General features: G+C 65.8%; 18 protein-coding genes. 11 read left to right on the forward strand and 7 right to left on the reverse strand.

Annotated features, from left to right (window positions below):
* Positions 1 to 168 precede the first annotated feature (168 nt).
* Positions 169 to 1,362, forward strand: coding sequence for a CoA transferase (locus tag Q0Q36_RS13640; protein WP_293798707.1), 1,194 nt, complete (start codon positions 169 to 171; stop codon positions 1,360 to 1,362).
* Positions 1,363 to 1,374: 12 nt separating this feature from the next.
* Positions 1,375 to 2,157, forward strand: a complete 783-nt coding sequence (locus Q0Q36_RS13645; RefSeq protein ID WP_293798708.1) for an enoyl-CoA hydratase/isomerase family protein — start codon at positions 1,375 to 1,377, stop codon at positions 2,155 to 2,157.
* A gap of 186 nt (positions 2,158 to 2,343) precedes the next feature.
* Here the strand turns inward: Q0Q36_RS13645 and Q0Q36_RS13650 are convergent, their stop codons facing one another.
* Complete coding sequence (locus tag Q0Q36_RS13650; protein ID WP_293798709.1) at positions 2,344 to 3,723, reverse strand: M20/M25/M40 family metallo-hydrolase; 1,380 nt, start codon at positions 3,721 to 3,723, stop codon at positions 2,344 to 2,346.
* A 200-nt stretch (positions 3,724 to 3,923) separates the two neighbouring features.
* Here Q0Q36_RS13650 and Q0Q36_RS13655 point away from each other — a divergent pair, with 200 nt between their 5' ends.
* The gene (locus tag Q0Q36_RS13655) at positions 3,924 to 4,508 is read left to right on the forward strand and encodes a 2'-5' RNA ligase family protein (protein ID WP_293798711.1); all 585 of its coding nucleotides are present in this window, start codon (positions 3,924 to 3,926) and stop codon (positions 4,506 to 4,508) included.
* A gap of 118 nt (positions 4,509 to 4,626) precedes the next feature.
* Positions 4,627 to 5,334, forward strand: coding sequence for a glutathione S-transferase N-terminal domain-containing protein (locus Q0Q36_RS13660; protein ID WP_293798713.1), 708 nt, complete (start codon positions 4,627 to 4,629; stop codon positions 5,332 to 5,334).
* A 32-nt stretch (positions 5,335 to 5,366) separates the two neighbouring features.
* Here the strand turns inward: Q0Q36_RS13660 and Q0Q36_RS13665 are convergent, their stop codons facing one another.
* Positions 5,367 to 5,906, reverse strand: a complete 540-nt coding sequence (locus tag Q0Q36_RS13665) for a phosphoribosyltransferase family protein (RefSeq protein WP_293798714.1) — start codon at positions 5,904 to 5,906, stop codon at positions 5,367 to 5,369.
* A 155-nt stretch (positions 5,907 to 6,061) separates the two neighbouring features.
* Here Q0Q36_RS13665 and Q0Q36_RS13670 point away from each other — a divergent pair, with 155 nt between their 5' ends.
* The 4 genes from Q0Q36_RS13670 (at position 6,062) to Q0Q36_RS13685 (ending at position 9,533) form a co-directional block, all read left to right on the forward strand.
* On the forward strand, positions 6,062 to 6,418 hold the full coding sequence (locus Q0Q36_RS13670; protein WP_293798715.1) for an ArsC family reductase: 357 nt from the start codon (positions 6,062 to 6,064) through the stop codon (positions 6,416 to 6,418).
* Between the two features lie 104 nt (positions 6,419 to 6,522).
* The gene (locus Q0Q36_RS13675; protein ID WP_293798716.1) at positions 6,523 to 7,491 is read left to right on the forward strand and encodes a GGDEF domain-containing protein; all 969 of its coding nucleotides are present in this window, start codon (positions 6,523 to 6,525) and stop codon (positions 7,489 to 7,491) included.
* Positions 7,492 to 7,608: 117 nt separating this feature from the next.
* The gene (gene tgt / locus Q0Q36_RS13680) at positions 7,609 to 8,751 is read left to right on the forward strand and encodes a tRNA guanosine(34) transglycosylase Tgt (RefSeq protein WP_293798733.1); all 1,143 of its coding nucleotides are present in this window, start codon (positions 7,609 to 7,611) and stop codon (positions 8,749 to 8,751) included.
* Entirely contained in the window at positions 8,748 to 9,533 is a 786-nt protein-coding gene (locus tag Q0Q36_RS13685) for a hypothetical protein (RefSeq protein ID WP_293798717.1), read from the forward strand. The genes tgt and Q0Q36_RS13685 overlap by 4 nt, the downstream gene beginning before the upstream one ends.
* Here Q0Q36_RS13685 and Q0Q36_RS13690 read toward each other — a convergent pair.
* Positions 9,480 to 10,427: a DMT family transporter gene (locus Q0Q36_RS13690; protein ID WP_293798718.1), complete on the reverse strand. Its 948-nt coding sequence runs from the start codon at positions 10,425 to 10,427 to the stop codon at positions 9,480 to 9,482. The genes Q0Q36_RS13685 and Q0Q36_RS13690 overlap by 54 nt on opposite strands.
* Before the next feature lie 206 nt (positions 10,428 to 10,633).
* On the opposite strand from Q0Q36_RS13690, the gene Q0Q36_RS13695 reads away from it, so the two are divergent.
* Positions 10,634 to 11,233 (forward strand): hypothetical protein, encoded by a 600-nt coding sequence (locus Q0Q36_RS13695; protein WP_293798719.1) that lies wholly within the window; start codon positions 10,634 to 10,636, stop codon positions 11,231 to 11,233.
* A gap of 23 nt (positions 11,234 to 11,256) precedes the next feature.
* Here the strand turns inward: Q0Q36_RS13695 and eno are convergent, their stop codons facing one another.
* Together eno and Q0Q36_RS13705 are read right to left on the reverse strand one after the other, a co-directional pair.
* Positions 11,257 to 12,540, reverse strand: coding sequence for a phosphopyruvate hydratase (gene eno, locus Q0Q36_RS13700; protein WP_293798720.1), 1,284 nt, complete (start codon positions 12,538 to 12,540; stop codon positions 11,257 to 11,259).
* A 199-nt stretch (positions 12,541 to 12,739) separates the two neighbouring features.
* Positions 12,740 to 13,063, reverse strand: coding sequence for a hypothetical protein (locus tag Q0Q36_RS13705; protein WP_293798721.1), 324 nt, complete (start codon positions 13,061 to 13,063; stop codon positions 12,740 to 12,742).
* Positions 13,064 to 13,346: 283 nt separating this feature from the next.
* Here Q0Q36_RS13705 and queF point away from each other — a divergent pair, with 283 nt between their 5' ends.
* Positions 13,347 to 13,802, forward strand: coding sequence for a preQ(1) synthase (gene queF, locus Q0Q36_RS13710; protein WP_293798722.1), 456 nt, complete (start codon positions 13,347 to 13,349; stop codon positions 13,800 to 13,802).
* A gap of 68 nt (positions 13,803 to 13,870) precedes the next feature.
* Here the strand turns inward: queF and Q0Q36_RS13715 are convergent, their stop codons facing one another.
* Entirely contained in the window at positions 13,871 to 15,067 is a 1,197-nt protein-coding gene (locus Q0Q36_RS13715; protein ID WP_293798724.1) for an MFS transporter, read from the reverse strand.
* Positions 15,060 to 15,932: a 3-deoxy-8-phosphooctulonate synthase gene (gene kdsA, locus Q0Q36_RS13720; RefSeq protein ID WP_293798725.1), complete on the reverse strand. Its 873-nt coding sequence runs from the start codon at positions 15,930 to 15,932 to the stop codon at positions 15,060 to 15,062. Before kdsA ends, Q0Q36_RS13715 begins: the two co-directional genes overlap by 8 nt.
* Before the next feature lie 285 nt (positions 15,933 to 16,217).
* Between kdsA and Q0Q36_RS13725 the strand changes: the two genes are divergently transcribed.
* The coding region (locus tag Q0Q36_RS13725; RefSeq protein WP_293798735.1) for an ATP-dependent Clp protease adaptor ClpS at positions 16,218 to 16,482 on the forward strand (265 nt) is incomplete at its 3' end.

Genomic DNA, 16,482 nt, shown 5'->3' on the forward strand with positions numbered 1-16,482 from the left:
GCCGGTTTCGAGCTTCTTCCTTTGTCATTCCGGGTTCGCGCCTATGGCGCGCCCCGGAATGACAAGGCTGGTCGTCATGCGCTCCACTCCTGCATGCAGCATGCGCGCTGCCATTGACCGCGCCGCGCGCCGTACCGGATAGTTCGCTCCGAGAGGGAGCGAAGATCGATGCCGCAGCCGAGACCGTCCACCGCGCTTGCCGGGCTTAAGGTGCTGGACCTGACGCGGGTGCGGGCCGGGCCGACCTGCGTGCGCGTCTTCGCCGATTTCGGGGCCGACGTGATCAAGGTCGAGAGCCCGCCGGGGTTCGATCCCAACGAGAACATGAGCGGGCCGCGCCTCGGCTACGACATGCAGAACCTCCACCGCAACAAGCGCTCGCTGGCGATCAACCTCAAGACACCAGAGGGCAAGGCGATCCTGATGAAGCTCGTCGACGAGGCTGATCTCGTCGTCGAGAATTTCCGGCCCGACGTGAAGGAGCGGCTCGGCCTCGATTTCGAGACGCTGCATGCGCGCAATCCGCGCCTGATCCTGGTCTCGATCTCCGGCTTCGGCCAGTCCGGCCCCTACCGGACGCGCGCGGGCTTCGACCAGATCGCGCAGGGCATGGGCGGGATGATGGCGGTGACCGGGCTGCCGGGGCAGGGGCCGGTGCGGGCCGGGATCGCGCTCGCCGATTCCTCGGCCGGGCTCTATGGCGCGGTCGGCGCGTTGGTCGCGCTGCAGGAGCGGGCGGTTTCGGGGCGGGGGCAGTGGGTGCAGACCTCGCTGCTCGAAGCCCAGATCGCGATGATGGATTTCCAGGCCGCGCGCTATCTCGTCGAGGGCTCGGTACCGCCGCAGGCCGGCAACGATCATCCCTATCATACGCCGATGGGCGTCTACCGAACGCGCGACGGGGCGATCAATCTCGGCGTCGGCGGCGAGGAGCAGTGGCGCTCGTTCTGCCGCGCGATCGGGCGGCCGGAATGGGGCACGGATGCGCGCTATGACAACAAGGAAAAGCGCTTCGCCCGCCGTCCGGAACTGCGCGATATGATCGAGGAGATTTTCGCGGCTGCCGACAGCGCGCATTGGCTGGAGGCAATGGAGCGCAACAGCGTCCCGGCCGGGCCGATCTATGCGGTCGACGAGATGTTCGAGGACCCGCAGGTGCGCCATCTTGGTATCGCCAAGCCTTTGAGCCATCCCGAGCTCGGCGATATCCGCCTGATCGGCCAGCCGGTGACGCTGTCGCGCACGCCTGCCGATGTCGCGACGCCGACGCCTGCGGCCGGCGCGCATAACGACGAGATCCTGGCAGATCTCGGCTATGACGAAGCCGGGCTCGTGCGCTTGCGGGCCGAAGGCGTGATCTGACGGAGAGCCTGCGTGAACGACGAAATCCTGTATGCGGTCGAGGGCGGGGTCGGCACGATCACGCTCAACCGGCCCCAGGCGCGCAACGCGCTGACCTTCGCCATGTACGAGCGCATCGCCGATATCTGCCGCGACCCCGCCGCGCATGGCGATCCGCGCGTCATCGTCATGACCGGGGCTGGCGACAAGGCCTTCGCGGCCGGCACCGACATCGCGCAGTTCCGCTCGTTCTCCAGCGCCGAGGATGCGCTCGCCTATGAGGAGCGGATCGAGACTGTGATCCAGACGATCGAGAGCTGTCCGATCCCGACGATCGCCGCGATCTCCGGGGCCTTCACCGGCGGCGGGGCTGCGATCGGGCTCGCCTGCGACCTGCGTATCGCGACCACGAGCGCGCGTTTCGGCTTCCCGATCGCACGCACGCTCGGCAACTGTCTGTCGATGGAGAACTACGGGCGGCTCTACGCCATTCTCGGCCCGGCGCGGGTCAAGGATATCGTGTTCACCGCCCGGCTGGTCGAGGCAGAGGAGGGCGCACGGATCGGGCTCTATAACGAGCTGGTGCCGGATCACGAGGCGCTGATGCGCCGCGCCCGCGAGCTGGCGGAGATCATCGCCGGCCATGCGCCGTTGACGATGCGCGCGACCAAGGAGGCGATGCGCCGCCTGACCGCTGCGACCGCCGCAGGCATCGACGGCCATGATCTCGTGACGCTCTGCTACACCAGCGCCGATTTTCGCGAAGGCATGGAAGCCTTCCTCGGCAAGCGGATGCCGAACTGGAAGGGGCGGTAGCGCTCCCCGGTTTTCCACCGGAACCACGTCGTCATCCCGGGGCTTGCCCCGGGATGACGGCGATTTTGCTTTGCGCGTCATGCTCGCCCTCGTGGCGAGCATCCACGTCTTGAGCACAGCTCTTTGAAGAGCGAAGACGTGGATGGTCGGGACGAGCCCGACCATGACGACAACGTGGCGATAGCCTCAGCCCTGCTTCCCCAACTGCCCGAGTTCGTGGAGCAGGGCCGCGCCTGTGCGCAGGCCGCTATAGAAGCAGTCCAGCGTCATGTTCTCGTTAGGGGCGTGGTTGGCCTCGTCGTGATTGGCGTAGGGCGTGACGAAGGCCGGGATGCCGAGCATCTTGGTGAAGACGTAGTTCGGCAGGCTGCCGAAGCCGGCCGGGATCAGCAGGGGCTCCTCGCCCTGGGCCGCCACGAAGGCACGGCGCAGCGGTGCGGTATAGGGCGAGGCGATCGAGGTCTTGGAGGGCTGCATGCCCTTTTCCTCGCAGATGAACTCGACTTCGGGCGCGTGCTTTTCGACGTGAGCCCGGACCTTGCGCAGGATGTCCTCCGGGTCCTGCGCCTCGACGAGGCGGATATCGCATTTCACCAGCGCTTCGTTCGGCAGCACGGTCTTGGTGCCCGGCCCGCCATAGCCGCCATGGAAGCCGTTGATCGTCAGCGTCGGGCGGAAGCAGAGGCGCTCGTAGAACGGGCGATCCGCCGGCGCGTCGAGGCGGGTGAGACCGACGCCCTTCTTGAAGGCCTCGATGTCGAGCGGCAGGCGCGCGACCGCTTCCAGCTCCTCCGCCGTCGGCGGTTCGACGGCATCGTGCAGGCCCTCGATCGTGATTTCGCCTTCGGGATTCTTCATTGTTGCGAGCAGATGGACCAGCGTCCAGATCGGGTTCGGCACGACGCCGCCGAAATTGCCGGAATGGACGTCGCGGCTGGCATGGCGGCAGCGCAGGTCGAAGGAGACGACGCCGCGGGAGCCGAACTTGATCGAGGGCGCGCCGCTGGCATGGCGCGGCCCGTCGGCGGTGACGGCGAGGTCGGCCTTGAGCAGATGCGGGTTGGCGCGGACGAAGCCGGCGATATTCGGGCTGCCGATCTCCTCCTCGCCTTCCAGCACGAGGATGACGTTGCAGGGCAGCTCGCCATGGACCTTGAGATGGGATTCGATCGCGAGGATCTGGGCGAAATGCTGGCCCTTGTTGTCGCCGACGCCGCGCGCATAGAGTCGGCCGTCGCGGATCGTCGGCTCGAACGGGGGCGAGACCCACTTGTCCAGCGGGTCCGGCGGCTGCACGTCGTAATGGCCGTAGAGCAGAACTGTCGGCTTGCCCGGCGCCTTCTCCCAGCGCGCGACGACGACCGGATGGCCTTCGGTCGGGACAAGGCTGGTTTCCAGGCCGATCCCGGTGAGCATGTCGACGAGCAGCAGGCCGACCTCGGCGATGCCGATATTCTCTGCGCTGATGCTGGGATGGCGCAGATACGCGATGAGGCGGTCGAGAAAGGCGCTGCGGTTGGTCTCGATATGGTCGAAGACCGCGGCGAGTGCGTCTGAGGAAGCCATGACGATGCCTGACAGGAGGGAAACCGGGCCTCCCGCCGGGCGGGGGCGCAAGCGGAGGCCGTGCGGCCGCCAAGGGCAGCCTAGCCGTGGGGCCTGCGGCGCTCAAGCGCAGGCAGGGTGGTTGGGATAACTGGCTGCCTTGCGATTTTCGCTGGTCGGATGGGGGTTTGTATTGTTCTTGTTTTGTTCTATCATGGGATGTGCAGCTCGTTCTCGACCTCGACGGTGGGCGAGAGTTTCGGCCGCGAGAAGGCCACCGCCCGCCCCGCTATTTCTTCGCGCTCCTTCCGGATGCGGAAGCCAGAGCGCGGATCGACACGCTGGCGCGTGACTTGAGAGCGCGGCTTCGCGCCTCGGGCAAGTTTCGCGGGCCGGACAAATATCATGTGACCTTGCGCGGCATCGCCGTCCCCGATGGGCCGTTCGGGCAGAGCATCGCAATGGCGCGCTTGGTCGCCGCTGCGATCCGGAGGACATCCTTCGCCGTCATGTTCAATCAGGCCGGGAGCTTCGGAAAGCCGCCTAAATACGCATTTTCGTTGACGACGCGGGCGGATTTGCTCGCTGCCAACAGTTTGTCCGCCACGCTCCTTCATGAGTTACGGCATGCCGGACTCAAGGTCGATGGGTCGAGCTTCCAGCCGCATGTGACGCTGTTCTACGAAGGGCAACGTCGGGAGCCAATCGATGTGCCGGAACTGCGCTGGCAGGTGAGCGAGTTCGTCTTGATCGAGAGCACCGATAACAGGGAGTACGTGATTTTGGGCTCCTGGCCGCTCGGCTGAGCTCCATGCAGCCGTGCAAGGCCGGTTTGCGGCAATCCGGGTCGGGTCCCGTTGCTTTGGGCGCAGCCGGCTCTATCGTTCCCGGCCGAAGCCTCATCCGATTCAGACGGAGCCTCTCATGGCCGATCTCTCCGCTTTCCCGATCACCAAGCGCTGGCCCGCCGCGCATCCCGACCGCATCCAGCTTTATTCGCTGCCGACGCCGAACGGCGTGAAGGTCTCGATCGCGCTGGAGGAGCTGGAGCTGCCCTACGAGCCGCATCTCATCGATATCGGCAAGAACGAGACCTGGGGGCCGGAATTCCTGTCGCTGAACCCCAATGGCAAGATCCCGGCGATCATCGATCCCAACGGCCCGGACGGAAAGCCGATGGGCCTGTGGGAATCCGGCGCGATCCTGCTCTACCTCGCCGAGAAGACCGGCAAGCTCCTGCCGAAGGACCCCGCTGCCCGCTACGAGACCATCCAGTGGGTGTTCTTCCAGATGGCGGCGATCGGCCCGATGTTCGGCCAACTCGGCTTCTTCCATAAGTTCGCCGGCCGCGAATACGAGGACAAGCGCCCGCGCGACCGCTACGCCAGCGAGAGCAAGCGCCTGCTCGGCGTGCTGGAAGATCGTCTGGCCAGCCGCACCTGGATCATGGGCGACGCGTACAGCATCGCCGATATCGCGATCCTCGGCTGGGTGCGCAATCTCGTCGGATTCTATGGCGCGGGCGAGCTCGTCGACTATGCCAAGCTGACGCATGTGCCGATCTGGCTGGAGCGCTGCCTGTCGCGCCCGGCCGTGCAGCGCGGCCTCGACAGCCCGAAGCGGCCGGCCTGAGCGCCGACTGCTCTTGGACCCAGTCCGAAAGCCTATTTGGGCTGGGTCGGAGGGAGGCCCTGCAGGCTGTGTACGGCAACGCCGTTCTGGGTTAGCCGCTCACGGCCGCCGAGGCCTTCGAGTTCGAAGACGAAAAGCGCATGCGTGCAGTTTGCGCCCAGCCGGCGGAGCAACAGTGCCGTCGCCAGCGCGGTGCCGCCCGACATCAGGCAGTCGTCGATGATGGCGACCTGACGCCCGTCCAGCGCCTGTCCCTTCGACAAGGCGATGCCGTTGCCGAGTTCGTAATTGGCCGCGAGGCTGCGCACGACATCGGCGCGGATCGACGCGACCTTGCGGATATCGATGAAGCCGAGGCCGTTGCGCAGTGCCAGCGCGCCCGCGAAGCCGAGCCCGCCGATATCGATGCCGGCGAGAAGGTCGATCTCCTTGTCGAGGCGGGCCGAGAGCGCTTCGCAGGCCGTCTGCACCCAGCGCGGATCGCTGGTGAATGTCGTGGCATCGGGAAAATCAACGCCGGGGACCGGATGGTCCTTCCAACGCCGATGGGGAAAAGCCGGGCTGTCCGGCATTTTTGGCGCGGAGACTGACGCGGTATCCATGCTAATCCCTGCCTGTATCTGGCGCTGCCGCCCGCCCTGTCATGCCTGTCTGCCGTCCGGCCGGCGAACCGTTATGACAGCCGCGCAGCGGATGCCCTGCGGCTTCACGAGGTTCGGACGACGGCATGACGATCATCATCTACGGCATCAAGAATTGCGACACGATGAAGAAGGCGCGCACCTGGCTCGACGGCCACGGCATCGCGGTCGCGTTCCATGACTACAAGGCGAGCGGGATCGACCGGGCTTCGCTTGAGCGCTGGGTCAAGGAGCATGGCTGGGAGACGGTGCTGAACCGCGCCGGCACGACCTTCCGCGCCCTGCCGGATGCCGAGAAGCAGGGGCTCGATGCCGGGAAGGCGATCGCGCTGATGCTGGCGCAGCCCTCGATGATCAAGCGGCCGGTGCTGGACCTCGGCAAAGGCAAGACGATCGTCGGTTTCAAGCCGGAGGTTTACGAGGTGGCGCTCAGGGTCACATAATGGGTGTGCTCTGACAGCGTTGGAACGAGCCGGGGCTTCAGGATCGAGCCCCGGCGCATGCGGTTTCGTCGAATTGGAGCTGCTTGTGCTTTGAATTGTAACGTATGGATATCGAATTCATGACGGATATGCGTTCCGCCTTGAAAGAAAATATCGATTTAACAAGCGTGTATGAAAAGCTTCCCATAGCGCTGTGCGTCATCGATCGGGAAGGGCGGCTGATCGCTGTCAACGAATTGCATACTGTTCTTGCAGGACGTGATGCGAACGGCCTCATCGGCGTGAAAGTTGCCGATCTTCATGACGAAGGCGGACGCAACATCATACGCGATTTCCAGCTTTTCGATGCTGGAATGACTGTTCCCAACCATGAGATCGAGATACGCGGCCGCCACTACATGGTGTCTGTTTCTCCGCTGCATGATCCCAACGGCAGCCTTGCGGCCATTTCGGTCGCGCATTTCGATATAACCGAGAAGAAGGCGACTGAGCGTAAGGTCGCCAGGATAAACCGGAAACTCAGCTTCCTTTCATCACACGATTACCTGACGAGGCTGGGCAACAGGCGGGCATTCGATGCGCTCCTCGACCAAAAAGTCAGAGAGTTCATCGCCGACCGACGTTGTTTTGCGTTGATGTTGTTCGATATCGATCGTTTCAAAGCCTATAACGACAGCTATGGCCACCAGAACGGTGATGCCTGCCTGCAGCGCGTCGCCAAGAGCATGACGAAAGTGGCGCGAAAGGGCGATCCTGCCTTCTTTCGCTATGGCGGCGAGGAATTCGCGGCATTGATTTCGGATGCCGACCAGGACATCGCCTGGAAAATTGCCGACAGAGTGAGGGCGAAGGTGAAGGAACTCGCCATTCCGCACTGCAGATCGCCATTGGGGATTGTGACAGTCAGCGGCGGTGTCGTCGGCGCCTGCTGCCTGCCGCCGCCGAACGAAGCCGATTTCACGCGGGAGCTTCTGTTTGCCGCGGATCACGCTCTGTACCAGGCCAAGATGGCGGGTCGCGACAACATTCAGCGGTTTGCTCGCCGGTCGCAGGTGTTTGCCGAGACGCTTTAGATGCACGTGTCCACTTGGTGACAGGTGATCCCCAGAGGCTGGGTCGGTCCCCTGTGTCTCTTCCCTAAACCCGCGCGCTGCTCTACCTCGCAGGCCATGACCGTTCAGCCCCAGTCCATGCAGCCGGAAATCGCTGCCACACCCGAATTCACCTTCAAGGTCGCCGCTCGCGACGGCGCCGCACGCACCGGCGCGATCAGCATGCCGCGCGGCGTCATCCGTACGCCGGCCTTCATGCCGGTCGGCACTGCCGCAACTGTCAAAGGCATGTATCCAGAGCAGGTGAGGGCGCTCGGCGCCGATGTCGTGCTCGGAAACACCTATCACCTGATGCTGCGGCCGGGCGCCGAGCGCGTCGCCGGGCTCGGCGGCCTGCACAAGTTCATGAACTGGCCGCACCCGATCCTGACCGACTCCGGCGGGTTTCAGGTGATGTCGCTGTCGCAGCTCCGGAAGCTGACCGAAGAGGGCGTGACCTTCCGCTCGCATATCGACGGCTCGAAGCATGTGCTCACCCCCGAGCGCTCCGTCGAGATCCAGAATCTGCTCGGCTCCGATATCGTCATGCAGCTCGACGAATGCGTGGCGCTGCCCTGCGAGGAGAAGGTCGCGGAGAAGGCGATGCGGCTCTCGCTGCGCTGGGCCGAACGCTGCAAGACGGCGTTCGGCGATCATCCGGGCCGGGCTCTGTTCGGCATCGTGCAGGGCGGGGACGTGCCGCATCTGCGCGTCGAGAGCGCGCGCGAACTCGCCGCCATGGACCTGAAGGGCTATGCGGTCGGCGGGCTGGCGGTCGGCGAACCGCAGGACGTGATGCTGGCGATGATCGAGACGGTCGAGCCGCATCTGCCGCAGGAGAAGCCGCGCTACCTGATGGGCGTCGGCACGCCGGACGACATCGTGAAATCGGTGGCGCGCGGCATCGACATGTTCGACTGCGTGATGCCGACACGGGCCGGCCGCCACGGCCAGATCTTCACCCGCTTCGGCCGGATGAACCTCAAAAACGCCAAGCACGCGGAAGACCCGCGCCCGATCGACGAGCAATCCTCCTGCCCCGCCGCCAATAGCTGGTCGCGCGCCTATCTGCACCATCTCGTCAAGGCCGAGGAGATGCTCGGCAAGATGCTGCTGACCTGGGTGAACCTCGCCTATTATCAGGATCTGATGGCGGGCCTGCGCGCCGCGATCGCCGCCGGGCGTCTCGACGATTTCATCGCCGAGACCCGCGAAGGGTGGGAAAGGGGCGAGCCGGCTTGAGCACGGGCCTCGCGCTGCTGCCGCTCAAGATGGCGCTCGCGGCCTGCGTGGTCGTGAGCTGCTCGATGCTGGCCGAGCGGGCCGGGCCATTGATGGCGGCGATGATCGCGACCTTGCCGATCTCGCTCGGGCCGGTCCTCGTCTTCCTGGCGCTCGACCATGGCCCGGACTTCATCGCGGGCGCCGCGCTCGGCACGATGAACGCCAATGCGACCCATGCCAGCTTCGTGCTGAGCTATGTGCTGCTGGCTCAGCGCCATGGAGTGGTTGTCTCGCTTGGCGGCGCCTTCGCGATCTGGACCGTGCTGCTGCTCACCCTTCGTAGCCTTGCCTTGCCGGTGCTGCCGCTGACGGTCATCACAGTCGTCGCCTTCCTCGCCGTGCACCAGCTCGTGCGGCCTTATCTCAGGGTACGCGCCAAGCCGCCGGCCGGGCTCTCGCGCTATGCCATCCCGATCCGGGCGGCCTGCGTCGCCGGGCTCGTCGCCATCGTGACCGGCCTCAGCGAGCGCGTCGGTCCGCAATGGTCCGGCATCCTCGCCGGCCTGCCGATCATCCTGTCGAGCCTGATCATCATCCTGCACCTGCGGGCAGGTGGGCCAGCTGCGGCCGCGGTCATCGGCAGCAGCGCGCTCGGGTTGCTGGGCGCGGGGCTCGGGCTCGCGGCCGTGCACCTGACCGCCGTGCCGTGGGGCTCGTGGACGGCGCTCGGCCTCGGGCTCGGCATCTCAGTGGTCTGGAACCTGATCCTGCTCGGCCTGGCGCGCCGGTCGGCGCCATGATGCGACAAACAGGCCGCCGACGATCAGGACGATGCCGACCCATTGCAGAGCCGCGGGCCATTCGCCCAGCACCGGGATCGCCAGTGCCGTTCCGGTGACGGGGATCAATGGCGGAAAGCGCCCAACGACCGCGGCGCCCAGTACATGTGCGGCGCGGCCCCAGAGCCAGAGACCCACGATCATGTTCAGCACGCCCTGGTAGAAGCCCTGGAAGGCGAAGACCGTCCAATGCGCGCCGAACCCGTGGTGGAAGAAGGCGAAGTAGAACGGCAGATAGGCGAGCGACAGAACCGCGACGATCGCCGCCGCATGCAGCCCCTCGATCCGCCAGCGCTGGATCATCAGCGGATAGAAGCCCCAGAGCAGGCCGCAGCAGAAGAACATCAGGTCGCCCGTCAGCGTGCCTTGGCCGCCGCTCGAACCGGCGATGGCGAGGCAGGCGAGCCCGGCCAGCATTCCGGCCGTCCCGGCCACGAGGTTGCGCGTGATCGCGGCTCCGAACATCACCACGCTGCCGACGATGCCGATCATCGTCACGGTGCCTGGAGTGATCGTGGCCCCGTGTGCAGCGGGGGCCAGGCTCAAGCCGGTCAGCATCAGGAAGCTCATCGGGAAACCGCTCGAAACGAGCAGGAAAAGGCCGCGCCCCCAGCCGACGCCGCTGCAATTCGCAAATCCCCGGCTCAGAAAAAGCGGAAGGAGCAGCAGGCCTGACGTGCCGAAGCGGACGGCCATCATGTCGTGCGCGGTCATGCCGTGCAGCACGGCGTAACGGCTGACGACGAAGTTGGAGCCGAAGATGAGGACGCTGAAAACCATCCCGGCAACGGCCAGCCAGCGGCGCCGGCTCTGCTCTTGCTGGTGCAGCAGGGGATTGGCGATGCGTTGGTCCATGCGCCGCCATAGCGCGGATTGGCTGGCAGCCGTTACCGGGCCTTTTGCATGGCGACTGCGCGTGCGGTGGCAGACCGCATTTGCGCCCCGTTTCGGCCCCGCTGGCGCCCAGAGGCGCCGGCTTCCTTGCTGCGTCAGTTGAAGGGGCGCAGCGATGCGGAGCGCAACAGATGTCGACAGAATCTGATTTTCCGGCGCCGGCTACCATGGCGGCGCGGTTGGGGAGCCATCTTCTGCTCTCCCTGGGGATCGCCATGGCAAGCACAGTGCTCGTGGCGGCGCCGGCCCTGCTATCCGATGCAGCGCCCGATCATGCCAAGCCGCCCACTCTGACCTTGCTGCGCGACGGCAAGATCGCAGACCGCCTCGCGGAAGCCGGGCCGATCGGGGAAGACGAGTTTGCAGCCGGGCGTCCACTCACGCCTGCCGCGTTGGCGATGCCGATGTCGTTGGCCTGGCCGGAGCAGGGGGACTGGATGCCGCCGCGGGCCGGGCCTCAGGTAAAAACGCATGTCGCCGCCGGCGCTGCCGTGCCGCCGTCGCGCCGCCTGGCGGTGCTGTCCGAGAAAAAGGGGCAGGCTATGGCCCCACCCCTGGTGATCCTGCCCCCGGCAGCCATGACCGCGATGGAGCCGATGCCTGCGTTGGAAGCATCGGGCGGCGAAGGCGCCGATTCATCCCTGCGCCAGTTCGTCGTCGCGCCAGCAATGAAGGTGGTCGATGCGGTGTCCGGCGCGGCCGGCAGCATGCAGGCGGCGGGCTCCTGGACCCTCGACCAGGCGAATGGCCTGCTGCCACGCTGGTGAGCGCGGCAGCTTGAGGCCTTCGATCAGGCCAGCGCCTTCAGCGCGTTGCGGCCGGCATAGATCGCCTGCGCGCCCAGTTCTTCCTCGATGCGCAGGAGCTGGTTGTACTTCGCGGTCCGGTCCGAACGGGCGAGCGAGCCGGTCTTGATCTGCCCGCAATTCGTCGCGACGGCGAGGTCGGCGATGGTCGAATCCTCGGTCTCGCCCGAGCGATGGGACATCACGGCCGTGTAGCCGGCGCGCTGCGCCATCTCGACGGCGGCGAGCGTCTCGGTCAGCGAGCCGATCTGGTTGACCTTGACCAGGATCGAGTTCGCCGTCTTGCTCTTGATGCCCTGCGACAGGCGGGTGACGTTCGTCACAAAGAGATCGTCGCCGACGAGCTGGCACTTCGAGCCGACGAGATCGGTCAGCGCCTTCCAGCCCTCCCAGTCGTCTTCGGACATTCCGTCTTCGATCGAGACGATCGGGTAGTTGCCGACGAGCTTGGCGAGATACTTGGCCTGCGCCTTGGGATCGCGGGTCTTGCGCTCGCCCTCATAGACGTAGGAACCGTCCTTGAAGAACTCGGTCGCGGCGCAGTCGAGCGCCAGCGCGACGTCCTGGCCCGGCTTGTAGCCGGCGGTCTCGATCGCCTGCATGACGAAGTCGAGCGCGGCCTCGGCCGACTTGATGTTCGGGGCGAAGCCGCCCTCGTCGCCGACATTGGTGTTGTGGCCGGCGTCGTGCAGCTTCTTCTTCAGGGTGTGGAAGATCTCCGCGCCCATGCGCAGGCCCTCGGCGAAGGAGCTCGCGCCGATCGGCATGACCATGAATTCCTGGAAGTCGATCGGGTTGTCGGCATGGGCGCCGCCATTGACGATGTTCATCATCGGCACGGGCAGGACGCGGGCCGAGGTGCCGCCGACATAGCGGTAGAGCGGCAGGCCGGAGGCTTCGGCTGCTGCCTTGGCGACGGCGAGCGAGACGCCGAGGATCGCATTGGCCCCGAGCTTCGACTTGTTGGGGGTGCCGTCGAGCTCGATCATCACCTGGTCGATCGCGGTCTGGTCCTCGGCATCCATGGCGACGATCGCCTCGGCGATGGCGACATTCACCGCCTCGACCGCCTTGAGCACGCCCTTGCCGAGATAGCGCGACTTGTCGCCGTCGCGCAGCTCGACGGCCTCATGCGCGCCGGTCGAGGCGCCGGAGGGAACGGCGGCGCGGCCCATCGAGCCGTCTTCCAGCACGACATCGACCTCGACCGTCGGATTGCCGCGGGAATCGAGGATCTGGCGTCCGATGATGTCGATGATCGCGGTCATGGCAGGCTCCGGGAGAGGCGGGGCGGAATGGATAGGGCGCTTCTAGCCAACAGCCTGCCGCGGGGAAAGCCTCAATCCGCAGGCCCGTGATGGCGGGGCCGACCGATGGCGCGTGGCTTGCGGATCGTCCGGGCATCCAGACGCTTCGTCCCATCGGGAAACGATCATGTTCCAGACCATGCCTACACGCCGCCGGCCTTCACTCACCTCTGTCCTGTTCTGGTCCGGTCTCACTGTGCTCTGGTGGGCGGGGCTTTGCCTCTTCGCGGGGCGGCCGGTCTGGTTCTGGTAGGTCTTCCAGCTCGTCCGGCAGGGCGAGATAGCTGCCGAGCATGAAGCCGGCCTGCAGCGCGAAGAGATAGCCGATCCAGACGAGGACGACGAAGAGGCCGAACTCGCCACGGAAGATCCATGTCGGAAAGACGATGAGCGTGGTCGCGGCGCTGGCCAGGATGATTGCCGGGTAGCCATGGGACAGGCCGATCAGCAGGCCGATCAGGAATAATATGCCGGCAATGATCATATAGTTCGGTCTAGGCTTCTGATTTCGTGAGATCGAACTAGACAGTACTTCTCGATAGCGCAAACAAGCGTGTGGAAGGTCGAGAGATATTTAATAAAGTTGCTGATTTGCTTGTGTTTAATTTTATCTATTGATGGGGCGTTCCATTAATCAACGCGGTGCGACCCGGGTGCCGGGCGCCGGATCGGACGGCTTTCCGGCGGCGGAAGTGGCTGCGTCGGGGGCGGCAGTTCCCATGTCGGTCGGAGATGCTCTAGAACCCGCCCAAATCCAGGAGCATCCCATGACGATCGACGCCTCGACCTTGCAGCTCGGCCAGAGCAGCGCCTTGCCCGCCTCGCCGGAGGAGGCGCGGCTCGACCGCGTGCCCAATCCGCATGCCGGCACGAACTACCTCGCCCGCTTCACCTGCCCGGAATTCACCTCGATCTGTCCGGTCACCGGCCAGCCCGATTTCGGCATCCTCGTCATCGACTACCTGCCGGGGAAATGGCTGGTGGAGTCGAAGTCGCTGAAGCTCTATCTCGGCTCATTCCGCAATCACGGCGCCTTCCACGAGGATTGCACCGTCGGGATCGGCAAGACGCTGGTCGATCTGCTGGAGCCGGAATGGTTCCGCATCGGCGGCTACTGGTACCCGCGGGGCGGCATCCCGATCGACGTGTTCTGGCAGACCGGCGAGCCGCCCAAGGGCCTCTGGCTGCCCGACCAGGGCGTCGCGCCCTATCGCGGGCGTTGAGGTTTATCGGCTTCGGTTGAATGGCGACGTCATGCCCGGATCGGGCATGACGTTCCAGGCTTGATGCCTCAAGTCCGCGTGCCGAGCGGCGGCAGCAGGCGCGGGGTCACGACGCCGAGCGTGCCGATGACCACGCCGAAGACGACGAGGGCCAATTGCGGGCCGAGCAGGTGCAGGAGCGCGCCCATGATCAGCGGCCCGGTCGCGTGCCCCATGAAGAAGAAGCAGGCGAACAGCGCCATGGCCGAGCCGCGTGCCGTCGGCGCCAGCTCCGTCGCCTGGGCCTGGAAGGTGCCGTGCATGAGGAAGAAGCCGAAGCCGGTCAGCAGGAAGATGCCGATCGCGCTCCACCACGGGCCGTGGATCGTGAAGGCGAAATAGCTCAGCGCCACCGCAAGACCACCGAAACGCATCATCTGACGCGGCCCGACGCGCTCGACGAGAATGCGGGTGAGGATGCCGTAGACGAGGCCGCCGAGCCCCATCGCGCCGATGGCGAGGCCGGCCTCAGAGGCGCCGACGCCGGAGCGCTCATGCAGGATCGCAGCGATGAAGGGCTGCAATCCGAAGACGAAGGCGCCTTCGATCATCACGAGCAGATAGAGCAGCTTGCTGCGCGGATTGGAGAAGACGGCCTTGTAGCTCGTGATTGCTCCCGCGACGCTCAACGGCGGACGGGCCGCGTCCGGGCGCGGCTTGAGGACTAGCCGGACCAGCAAGGCGCCGCCCGCGGCGAGAAGACCGGCTATGCCCAGCACCGCGCGCCAGCCGATATGGTCGGCGACCAGCCCTGAGAAGGTCGCGCCCGCCATCTGGCCGATGATCATGATGACGAGGAAGCGGCCCAGCATGATCTGCCGCTCGGCCATCGGCGCGCGATCGCCGATGGCGGCCATCGCCGCGGGAATGACGCCGCCGGCCATGATGCCGCCGACAGCGCGCAGCACCAGCAGCATCCAGAAGCTCGTCGCGAAGGCGGCGAGCGTCGAGAGCACGCAGAGGGCGGCGAGACAGGCTGCGATGCTGCGCAATTTGCCGACCGAGTCGGCGATCGGGCCAAGGAAGGGCTGGCCGAGCGCGTAGCAACTGGCGAAGGCCGTCACCAGGAAGGCGATCTGGTGGACGCTCTGGCCGAATTCCGAAGCCAGCGTCGGCACCAGCGGATCGATCAGCCGCATGGTGAAGGTCGAGGCGAAGCCGCAGAGCCCGAGGACCGGGATCAGAGCCCCCAGATTCTCGCCGGGGGCCTTGGCGGGTTCAGACATAGGCAATCGCCGTCGGGGCGGTCCGCGACTTGGTCAGGCGGTCGAAGCCCTGCAATTCGGCGATCAGTCCCTTGAACTCTGCAAGCGGCACCATGTTGGGACCGTCGGAAGGCGCCTTGTCGGGATCGGGATGGGTCTCGATGAACAGGCCGGCAACGCCGACCGCGACCGCCGCGCGCGACAGAACCGGCACGAATTCGCGCTGGCCGCCGGTCGAGGCGCCCTTGCCGCCGGGCTGCTGCACCGAATGGGTGGCGTCGAAGATCACGGGCGCGCCGATCTCGGCCATGGTCGGCAGGGCGCGCATGTCGGAGACCAGCGTGTTGTAGCCGAAGGAGGCGCCGCGCTCGGTCAGCATCACGTTCGGATTGCCGCTCTCCGTGACCTTGGCGGCGACATTGACCATGTCCCAGGGCGCGAGGAACTGGCCCTTCTTGACGTTGACGACGCGGCCGGTCTTCGCGGCGGCAACGAGCAGATCGGTCTGGCGGCAGAGGAAGGCCGGAATCTGGAGGATGTCGACGACCTCGGCGACAGGCGCGCACTGATCGGCCTCGTGGACATCGGTCACGACCGGCAGGCCGGTGCGCTCGCGGATCTCGGCATAGACGGGCAGGCCTGCCTTCATCCCCATGCCGCGGGCGCCCTTGACGCTGGTGCGATTGGCCTTGTCGAATGAGGCCTTGAAGACGAGGCCGATATTCAGCTCCGCCGCGATTTCCTTGAGCGCAAACGCGCATTCGAGCGCGTGGTCGCGGCTTTCCATCTGGCAAGGGCCGGCGATCAGCGCGAGCGGCAGCGCATTGCCGAAGCGCACGGGGCGGGCGAGATCCTCGCCGATGGTCACGATGGCGTTGGGAGTCATGGCGGCGTCCTTGTCCAGCGGGCCGCCGGGCTTATGTCTGGTAGCCCCGCCGGGTCAAGTCAGCGCTGCCTTGTGGAGCGCGGATCGGCCATGTTCGCTGCGAACGGGCTGGCGAAGCGGGAGCGAGGTCTGTAAATTCGTCAGCGAAGCACTATCTCGGTTGTCGATGCAGGATCGGATGTGGATACGGCGCGGACGGGAATGATGCAGTCAGGCCAAGACAAGGCAAGGCAGGCCGGGTGGTCGGTGCGCGCCAGCGACGAGCTGGTCATGGCCGGGCTGGATATGGCCGACCGCCCCAAGCGCGGCCAGCCGCCAAGCGATGGCGGCGGGCGCGAAGGCAATGGGCGCGAGGGCAGCGGCACGGCCGTCCTCACCCGGACGCGCACCCGCAAACCCAATCTCTACCGCGTCCTGCTGCTCAACGACGACTACACCCCGATGGAGTTCGTCGTTCACGTTCTGGAGCGGTTCTTCAACAAGGACCGCTCCGAGGCCACGCAGATCATGATGCATGTGCATCAGAACGGCGTCGGCGAATGCGGCGTCT

This window comes from uncultured Allobosea sp. (assembly GCF_945957345.1).
Taxonomy (GTDB): domain Bacteria; phylum Pseudomonadota; class Alphaproteobacteria; order Rhizobiales; family Beijerinckiaceae; genus Allobosea.

Coding starts and splice junctions, on each gene's coding strand:
- Q0Q36_RS13640 (WP_293798707.1), top strand. CDS start 169: ATGCCGCAGCCGAGACCGTCCACCGCGCTTGCCGGGCTTAAGGTGCTG.
- Q0Q36_RS13650 (WP_293798709.1), bottom strand. CDS start 3,723: ATGGCTTCCTCAGACGCACTCGCCGCGGTCTTCGACCATATCGAGACC.
- Q0Q36_RS13660 (WP_293798713.1), top strand. CDS start 4,627: ATGGCCGATCTCTCCGCTTTCCCGATCACCAAGCGCTGGCCCGCCGCG.
- Q0Q36_RS13665 (WP_293798714.1), bottom strand. CDS start 5,906: ATGCCGGACAGCCCGGCTTTTCCCCATCGGCGTTGGAAGGACCATCCG.
- Q0Q36_RS13670 (WP_293798715.1), top strand. CDS start 6,062: ATGACGATCATCATCTACGGCATCAAGAATTGCGACACGATGAAGAAG.
- Q0Q36_RS13675 (WP_293798716.1), top strand. CDS start 6,523: ATGGATATCGAATTCATGACGGATATGCGTTCCGCCTTGAAAGAAAAT.
- tgt (WP_293798733.1), top strand. CDS start 7,609: ATGCAGCCGGAAATCGCTGCCACACCCGAATTCACCTTCAAGGTCGCC.
- Q0Q36_RS13690 (WP_293798718.1), bottom strand. CDS start 10,427: ATGGACCAACGCATCGCCAATCCCCTGCTGCACCAGCAAGAGCAGAGC.
- Q0Q36_RS13695 (WP_293798719.1), top strand. CDS start 10,634: ATGGCGGCGCGGTTGGGGAGCCATCTTCTGCTCTCCCTGGGGATCGCC.
- eno (WP_293798720.1), bottom strand. CDS start 12,540: ATGACCGCGATCATCGACATCATCGGACGCCAGATCCTCGATTCCCGC.
- Q0Q36_RS13705 (WP_293798721.1), bottom strand. CDS start 13,063: ATGATCATTGCCGGCATATTATTCCTGATCGGCCTGCTGATCGGCCTG.
- queF (WP_293798722.1), top strand. CDS start 13,347: ATGACGATCGACGCCTCGACCTTGCAGCTCGGCCAGAGCAGCGCCTTG.
- Q0Q36_RS13715 (WP_293798724.1), bottom strand. CDS start 15,067: ATGTCTGAACCCGCCAAGGCCCCCGGCGAGAATCTGGGGGCTCTGATC.
- kdsA (WP_293798725.1), bottom strand. CDS start 15,932: ATGACTCCCAACGCCATCGTGACCATCGGCGAGGATCTCGCCCGCCCC.